At 73.2% G+C, this 7934-nt stretch carries 9 protein-coding genes; 6 read left to right on the top strand and 3 right to left on the bottom strand.

All coding sequences use genetic code 11. The features are described 5' to 3' along the window. Positions 1–924: DUF3500 domain-containing protein (locus C1I99_RS26590; protein WP_438941450.1), on the bottom strand; the 924-nt coding region annotated here is incomplete at its 3' end. Between the two features lie 572 nt (positions 925–1496). Between C1I99_RS26590 and C1I99_RS26600 the strand changes: the two genes are divergently transcribed. From C1I99_RS26600 to C1I99_RS26625, 5 genes are all read left to right on the top strand, one after another. After that, the gene (locus C1I99_RS26600; protein ID WP_111136945.1) at positions 1497–2105 is read left to right on the top strand and encodes a winged helix-turn-helix domain-containing protein; all 609 of its coding nucleotides are present in this window, start codon (positions 1497–1499) and stop codon (positions 2103–2105) included. A 59-nt stretch (positions 2106–2164) separates the two neighbouring features. Next, complete coding sequence (locus tag C1I99_RS26605) at positions 2165–2803, top strand: nucleoside/nucleotide kinase family protein (RefSeq protein ID WP_111136947.1); 639 nt, start codon at positions 2165–2167, stop codon at positions 2801–2803. Positions 2804–2956: 153 nt separating this feature from the next. Then, positions 2957–3355 (top strand): TraR/DksA family transcriptional regulator, encoded by a 399-nt coding sequence (locus C1I99_RS26610; protein WP_111136949.1) that lies wholly within the window; start codon positions 2957–2959, stop codon positions 3353–3355. 45 nt (positions 3356–3400) lie between these two features. Beyond that, entirely contained in the window at positions 3401–4276 is an 876-nt protein-coding gene (locus C1I99_RS26615; protein WP_111136950.1) for a DUF72 domain-containing protein, read from the top strand. Between the two features lie 311 nt (positions 4277–4587). Beyond that, positions 4588–5019, top strand: a complete 432-nt coding sequence (locus C1I99_RS26625) for a DUF2267 domain-containing protein (RefSeq protein WP_111136953.1) — start codon at positions 4588–4590, stop codon at positions 5017–5019. A 61-nt stretch (positions 5020–5080) separates the two neighbouring features. Here C1I99_RS26625 and C1I99_RS26630 read toward each other — a convergent pair whose 3' ends face one another. After that, complete coding sequence (locus C1I99_RS26630; protein ID WP_111136955.1) at positions 5081–5875, bottom strand: DUF72 domain-containing protein; 795 nt, start codon at positions 5873–5875, stop codon at positions 5081–5083. Positions 5876–5883: 8 nt separating this feature from the next. Then, the gene (locus C1I99_RS26635; protein WP_111136957.1) at positions 5884–6636 is read right to left on the bottom strand and encodes a PIG-L deacetylase family protein; all 753 of its coding nucleotides are present in this window, start codon (positions 6634–6636) and stop codon (positions 5884–5886) included. Positions 6637–6824: 188 nt separating this feature from the next. Between C1I99_RS26635 and C1I99_RS26640 the strand changes: the two genes are divergently transcribed. Continuing rightward, positions 6825–7901, top strand: coding sequence for a glycoside hydrolase family 10 protein (locus C1I99_RS26640; RefSeq protein WP_233512730.1), 1077 nt, complete (start codon positions 6825–6827; stop codon positions 7899–7901). The last annotated feature ends 33 nt before the right edge of the window (positions 7902–7934 follow it).

A 7934-nucleotide genomic window follows, 5' to 3' on the forward strand; every position in this document is an offset into this window, starting at 1 on the left:
GGGGTGGGACTGGGCGTGGTGAGCGGCTAGGGCGTCCTGGCCGAAGTCGCTGGCCGGACGGCGGAGCACGGTGTGCGCGTGGTTGCCGTCGTCGGTGGTGTTGTCGTACTCGATCAGCAGGTCCTCGCCCTGCACGCGGTAGTAGTGGCGTTGGCCGGGGCGGGTGGGGCCGGCCCAGGCGAAGTGCACCCGGCCGCCGTCGAGCCGCCCCGCCTCGCGTACCGCCAGCTCCGGCGGGAGCCGGTCCAGGTAGAGGGCGACCAACTGGTCCAGCAGGGCCCGGCCGCTGGGGCCGAGCCGGTCGGCCGGCACGCCGAGCGGCTCCAGCGGCGCGTCGACCCGGGGCCGGGTGGCGCTGATGATGTCCCCGGGCGCCTCGTCCGCGATGATCGCGGCGGCGCGGCCGGCCGGGCCGATCGCGTCCAGCAGGGCCCGGGCGAGGTCCTCCTCGGCGCCGAGTGGCCGGATCACCGGGTGTCCGGCGTGCCGGACGGTGGCCGGGTTGGCGCCGAGGAACACCGGGGCGGGGGAGACCTGGTCGGCCACCACGGTCATGCTCACCGAGAGGTGGTGCCCCTCCACCCGCCAGGCCCAGGCGTCGTCCCGGCCGGGATCGCCGAAGAGCGCCACCCAGTAGTCGTCGCGGTGCCGGCCCCGCCGCCACTCCTCCGCCCGGTCCAGCACCTCCTCCAACGCCATGATCGTCGCCGCCTGGGCGTACGCGGCGGGGCTCAGCGCGGTGGCCAGCAGCCGGTGTACGGCCTTGCGGCCGGCGCGGTCGAGGTCGGCGAGGCAGACCCCGGGCCGGGGTCGGGGACGGTACTCCAGCCAGCGCCGCGCGGCGTCGTCGTCGAACCGGTACGTCGCGCGGGCCCGGGCTGGCTCGTCGAGCGCGGCGAGCAGCGTCGCCGCGGCCGTGCGCATCTGCTCGGGTACGGGATCCTCCACCGCCTCTGTATACCGGCCGCGGCCCCGGCGCGCCGGGCGTCGGGTCAGCGGCCGGCGGCTACACCGGCAGTGCGAGCATTTCCGGCAGGTCGAAGACGTGGGCGGCGCAGCCCAGTTCGACCCCGCCCGGTGGGTGTCGCGGCGGGCGCGGCGGGAGGACCCACCGCCGGCCGTCGACGCGGCGGATCCGCTCCCGGGTGCCGCTTCGCCATTCGTGCTGTGTTCTGTCGCACGGCCGGTACACCCGGCGTCCATCTGGGAGCGTGCCCGGGTCGGCCCCGTGGGCGTGAATCGGGTTCATTCCGCGTGCTCGCGGTGCGTTTCCGGCGAATGTGAACCGGGTGGGTACCCCCCGTATTCGGTCAACTCGGCGGCTCTGCTGTAATCATCAAGCTTCGTACGCAGAGCGAGCATTCGGCTCCGATGTGTTCGTCAATTGTCACATTCATGCAACGCAGCCGCCTCTTGACCCTTGCACGGGCGCCGGGAAGCATCGATGAAGCGGCGTCCCGGGCCGTGGGGAAAACCCGGACCAGCCAAGGAGGACCATGTCGGTCAGCCCCGCCTCGTCGCGCGCCGGATGGCATACGTCCCAACCTGCGGTTCCCGGTCGACCCCCGGGCGGTCAGCGCCGCCCCGCGAACACCGCCGCACCCGTGCTCACCGTGACCCTGTCCATCCCGCTCGCCTCCGAGGAGGCGTTGACCCCGCCGGCGCGCCGGCTGCTGGAGGCCGCCCGGGAGATGCTCGAGCGGGGCGAGGGCACCATCTCCAGCGGCCCGGCCGTGGTGGAGCGCCGCGCCGACCCGGTGCCGGCCGGCCGCCAGCCGGGGCGGCCCCTCGCCCCCACCATCCCGACCCTGCACATCCTCGCGTCCTCCCGGTCGGTGCTGCGCGACGGCGAGCCGCTGCCGTTGACCAGGCTGGAGTTCGACCTGCTGCTGCACCTGGTCGCCCACCCCCGGCGGGTGTTCACCCGGCTGCAACTGCTCAACGCGGTCTGGGGCTACGAGCACGCCGGGGTGCGCACGGTGGACGTGCACGTACGCCGGCTGCGCGGGAAGGTCGGCGTGGACGTCCCGCTGGTTACCACGGTCTACGGCGTCGGCTACCGGCTGGCCGACGACGCCCGGGTCACCATCGACCGCAACGGGTGAGTCCGGGCGGGTCCGGCCCACCTGGGCTCGCCCGTACGTGCCCGGGGCACGATGGGCGGGTGCGTATCCGACCCATCTCCCCGGCCCGGCTCGTCACCGAACTGGCCGACCGGCTCGCCGGCACAGACCCGGCCGGCCGGCTCCGGGTGGCGGTGGACGGCGCCCCGGCGGCCGGCCCGGACGAGCTGGCCGCCGCGCTGGTCGAGCCGCTGCGCGCCCTGGGCCGGCCGGTGCTGCACGTACGCGCCGACGACTTCCTGCGCCCCGCCTCGGTCCGGCTGGAACACGGGCGCACCAACCCGGACGCCTACTACGAGGGGTGGGTCGACGAGGTGGGGCTGCGCCGGGAGGTGCTCGACCCGGCCGGCCCGGGCGGCCCGGGGCGGGTGCTGCCCTCGCTCTGGGACGTCCGTGCCGACCGGGCCAGCCGCGCCGACTACGTCCAGCTTCCGCCCGGCGGCGTCCTGCTGGTCAGCGGGGCTCTGCTGCTCGGCGGTGGGCTGCCCTTCGACGTGACCGTCCACCTGGAACTCACCCCGGCGGCGCTGGCCCGGCGGACCGATCCGGAGCGGCGTTGGACGCTGCCGGCCTTCGCCCGGTACGCCGACGAGGTCTCCCCGGCGTCCTTCGCCGACGTAGTGGTGCGAATCGACGATCCTCGCCGTCCCGCCCTCGTGGAGGCCGCCGCGCCCGGCTGACCGGGGGCGGAAAATCGGCGGTTTGATCGGCGGCGGCCCCGGGTATTCGCCCGGCTCACAGAGCACGGGTGATCGCCCGCGCACCCACGACGCGACCGGGGTGGCCGGCATGGCGCCCCGGTGGACCATGAGGCCCAGGAAAGGCAGGCAGCGATGCTCGTCCACGACAAGGTCGGTACCGGCCGATCCGAGGCGGAGATCGATCAGATCCGGCGCTCCCTGCAGGCCCGCTACGACGAACTCTCCGCGGAGTACGAGCAGGCGGTGCTGCAGAGTCAGGTGCTGCGCCTGGTGGAGGTGGGTGACACCGCCGGCGACGACCAGGCCGACAGCGGCACCAAGACGGCGGAGCGGGACACCGCCCAGTCCCTGCTGCGGACCATCCTCGACCGCCGCGCCCAGTACGAACACGCCCTGACCCGGTTGGCGGAGGGCACGTACGGCTTCTGCGAGGGCTGCTCCGCGGCCATCCCGGTCGAGCGCCTGGAGATCTTCCCCTCCGCCACCACCTGCGTGAAGTGCAAGCAGACCCGGGAGCGCCGGGCGGCCTGACCCGCAGCGGTTGCCGGTCGGTCCGGGACGCGGTGGACTCCACCCATGGGTGACATCAAGGTGGGCACCGCGTCTTGGACCGACCGGACCCTGCTGGACTCCGGCTGGTATCCGCAGACCGCCGACACGCCGGAGAAGCGGCTTGCCTACTACGCCCGGCAGTTCCCGCTGGTGGAGGTCGACGCCACGTACTACTCGCCGCCCGCCGAGCGGACGGCGAAGCTGTGGGCCGAGCGCACCCCGGCCGGCTTCACCTTCAACGTCAAGGCGTTCAGTCTCCTCACCGGCCATCCCACCAGGGTCAGCGCCCTGTACAAGGACCTGCGGCCGGAGACGGACAAGCGGAACGTGTACCCGGACGACCTGCCGCCGCAGGCGTACGAGGAGGTCTGGAGCCGCTTCCTCACCGCGCTGGACCCGCTGGTCGAGGCGAGCAGACTCGGCGCGCTGCTGTTCCAGTTCCCGCCCTGGTTCACCATCAAGCGGGACAACAAGCAGTACCTGCTGGAGGTGGCGAAGCGCTGCGCGCCGCTGCGCCCGGTCTTCGAGTTCCGGCACGCCTCCTGGTTCGACGGGGCCAACGCCGACGAGACCCTCGCCTTCCTGCGCCAGCACCGGCTGGCGTACGTCTGTGTGGACATGCCGCAGGGGCACCGGTCGTCGGTGTCGCCGGTGCTGGCCGCCACCGCGGACCTCGCGGTGGTCCGCTTCCACGGCCACAGCGACAGGTGGACCAGCACCGACATCCACGAGAAGTTCGGCTACCGCTACTCGGAGCGGGAGTTGAGGGACTGGGCGCCGAAGCTGCGCGAGCTGGCCGACTCCACCGAGCAAACCCACGTCCTGATGAACAACTGCTACCGAGACTACGCGCAGACCAACGCCGCGACCCTGGCGAATCTGCTCGACGCCGCGGGTTGAGCGTCCCCGGTTCACCCGCACCGGGTGACGCGACCTCACCCCGTCGACCCGCAGCATGGGGAGTGCCGTGCGGTCGCCTCGGCGAGACGGCCGCGGGAACCGACACGACGGAGGGGGCTGGGAGATGGCGGTTCGGGTGGTACCGGATCGACGACACGGCGCCGTCCTGCGCGTCGTCGGGTCGCCCGGTGATTCCCGGTGCGTGCCGCGGACCGGTCGGGTCAGACCGACCGGGCAGTGGCGGGGCCCGGTGGGGCCGCCACGACGTGACGACGACCGACGGTGGGAGAACGAGGTACGGGGGTGGACAGATGGCTGAGCAGCTGAAATCGGCGGTCGACTCCTCGATGGAGAAGACCAACCTGATTCTCAAGGACATCGAACGGGCCTACGGCTGGCCGAAGGAGCAGCGCAACCAGTCCTACTGCGCGCTGCGCACGGTGCTGCACCTGCTGCGTGACCGGATGCCGGTGCAGGAGAGCGTGGAGTTCGCCGCCCAGTTGCCGTTGGTGGTGCGGGGGATCTACTTCGACGGCTGGAAGCCGGCGGACGTGCCGATCAAGCTGAATCGGGACGACTTCCTGCTGGAGGTCCGGCAGCGCTTCCCATACGACGTGCAGGGTGGTACGGAGCGCGTGGTGCAGGTGGTGCTGGACGCCCTGCGCCAGCACGTGACGACCCAGGGACAGTGGGAGGACGTGAAGGACACCATGCCCAAGGACATGGCCCGGATGCTGCCCTGACCGGTGCCCCGGCGGCTCGCTCCACCCGGTGGGGCGGGCCGTTCGTGTCCCCACCGCACGTTCAGGCCCCGGCCGGCCCCGGGTGGCCCTCCGGGACGCTGGCGTTCACCGGCACCCGACTCACCCGCCGGCCGGCGCGTCCGGCCAGCCCGGCGAAGGTGGCCGCGTCGACCACGGCCGCCCCACCCGGGTCGTTGTTGAAATAGACGTACACTGGCTCGTCGTCGCCGAACGCGCCCGCGAGCCGGCGGACCCAGGAGGCCATCGCCGCCCGCCCGTACCGGGGATGTGGCCGGGCCCGCCCCTCGTGCAGCCGCAGGTAGCCGAAGTCGGCGGTGCGCCAGAGCGGGGCTACCGGCCGTCCGAGCCGGTCGGCCCAGACCAGCGCGGCGCGCCGGTGCTCCAGCACCGCCCGGACGGCGCCGGTCCACCATGACGGGTGCCGTGGCTCGACCGCGACGCGCACGTCGGCGGGGAAGAGGCCCAGCGCGGCGTCGAGCGCCGCCGGGTCGGCGGGCAGGTTCGGCGGCAGTTGCAGCAGCACCGGGCCGAGCCGGTCGCCGAGCGCGGTGGCCCGGCCGAGAAACCGGGCCACCGGCTCGGCCGGGTCGCGCAGCCGCTTCACGTGGGTCAGGTAGCGGCTCATCTTCACCGCGACGCAGAAGTCGCCCGGGGTCCGGGCCCGCCACGCCGCGAAGGTGTCCCGTTCGGGCAGCCGGTAGAAGGCGTTGTTCACCTCGACCGTGGCGAACCGGGCGGCGAAGTGCTCCAGCCAGCGCCGCTGCGGCAGCCCCCGCGGATAGAGGCGGCCCCGCCAGTCGCGGTACTGCCAGCCGGACGTGCCGACCAGGATCATCCGCCGGCCTACCAGAGGTCGAAGCGGAAGACCTCGAAGGTGGCGCCGTGGCGGACGCCGAGCCGCACGCCGGCCGCCCGGCTCAACCCCTCCAGGAACTCCTCGGCGTCGAAGCTGCCGTCGCCCAGGCCGCTCAGGTACGCCTCGTGCGCCTTCAGCGACGCCACGCCCCGTTGGAAGGTCGCGGTGACGTCCACCCCGTGCGCGGCCAGCGGCGAGGCGGCGGCCCAGACCTGCCGGACCCCGTTCCACGGGCCGGCGCCGTCGGTCAGCTGCTCGGGAAAGACCCACCGGTTACCAGCGTCGCGGACCGCGTCCAGCACCGCCCGTCCGGTGGCGATGTGGTCGGCCTGGTTCAACGCGTACGCCCCGTCCCAGGTGTCGCGGAAGTTGGTGGTGATGACGATCTCGGGGCGGTGGCGGCGTACCACCCGGGCCAGTTCGCGGCGCAGCGGCACGCCGTACTCCAGGACGCCGTCGGGCAGGCCGAGGAACTCGACGCTGTCCACCCCGACCAGGCGCGCCGACGTTCGCTGTTCCTGTTCGCGGATCTCGCGGGCGCGCTGCGGCGGCATCCCGTCGATGCCCGCCTCGCCGCTGGTGACCAGGCAGTAAGCGATCTGCTTGCCCTGCCCGGTCCAACGGGCGACCGCGGCGGCCGCGCCGAACTCCAGGTCGTCGGGGTGCGCCACGATCGCCAGGGCGCGCTGCCACTCCTCGGTCACCGGCTCCAGCGGCCGTACCTCGACCGGCTCGGTCATCGCCACCTCCGTCGTCCGACCCGGGAACCATCCTGTCACCACCGTCCCCCCACGCCCGCCACCAGCCGGCGGGGAGGGACGGGTTGACGGGCATCCAGGGCGGTGCCAGCATTGCGGAAGCGCTCCCATCGACCGACGTCACCTTTCCGCCGCCCTCGCCGGGCGGCCCGACGAAGGACAGGGAACGCATGCGCAACCCCCACCACCGAGCCGGTCGCCTCCGATCGGCGCTGTTGGCCGCCGTCCTGCTCGCCGGCACGGCCCTCGCCGTCGGCCTCGGCGTCGGCCGCCCCGACCACGCCGCGGCCGCCACCAGCCTGAAGAGCCTCGCCGACGCCAAAGGCCGGGACATCGGCTTCGCCCTCGACCCCGGCCGGCTCTCCGAGACCGCCTACCGGCAGATCGCCGACACCGAGTTCAACCTCGTGGTCGCCGAGAACGCGATGAAGTGGGACGCCACCGAGCCTTCCCCGGGCCAGTTCACCTTCGGTCAGGGCGACGCCGTGGCCAGCTACGCCGCCGGCGGCGGCAAGAAGCTCTACGGCCACACCCTGGTCTGGCACTCGCAGCTGCCCAACTGGGTGAGCAACCTGCCCGGCCCGGATCTGCTGCAGGCGATGCGCAGCCACATCACCGGGGTGGCCGGCCACTACCGGGGCAAGGTCGTCGCCTGGGACGTGGTCAACGAGGCGTTCGCCGACGGCGGCTCCGGCGGCCGCCGGGACAGCGTCTTCCAGCAGCGCATCGGCGACAGGTGGATCGAGGAGGCGTTCCGCGCCGCCCGCGCCGCCGACCCGGCCGCCAAGCTCTGCATCAACGACTACAGCACCGACGGGGTGAACGCGAAGAGCACCGCGATCTGGAACCTGGTCCGCGACTTCAAGGCACGCGGCGTGCCGATCGACTGCGTCGGCTTGCAGGCCCACCTGATCGTCGGCCAGGTCCCCGGCGATCTCCAGGCCAACCTGCAACGCTTCGCCGACCTCGGCGTAGACGTGCGGATCACCGAGCTGGACATCCGGATGCCCACCCCGCCGAGCGCCGCCAACCTGGCCGCCCAGGCCGCCGACTACAAGCGGGTGGTGACCGCCTGCCTCGCGGTGAGCCGGTGCGCCGGCGTCACCACCTGGGGGATCACCGACAGGTACTCCTGGATCCCGGGCGTCTTCCCCGGTCAGGGCGCCGCGCTGATCTGGGACGACAACTACCAGCCCAAGCCCGCGTACCAGGCGGTGAAGCCGTTGTTCCACGAGTTGGGCAGGTAGCTGACGGTGCAGCCGCCGGGGGCGGGGGTGGTC

The sequence above is a fragment of the Micromonospora deserti genome (assembly GCF_003236335.1).
Classification (GTDB): domain Bacteria; phylum Actinomycetota; class Actinomycetes; order Mycobacteriales; family Micromonosporaceae; genus Micromonospora; species Micromonospora deserti.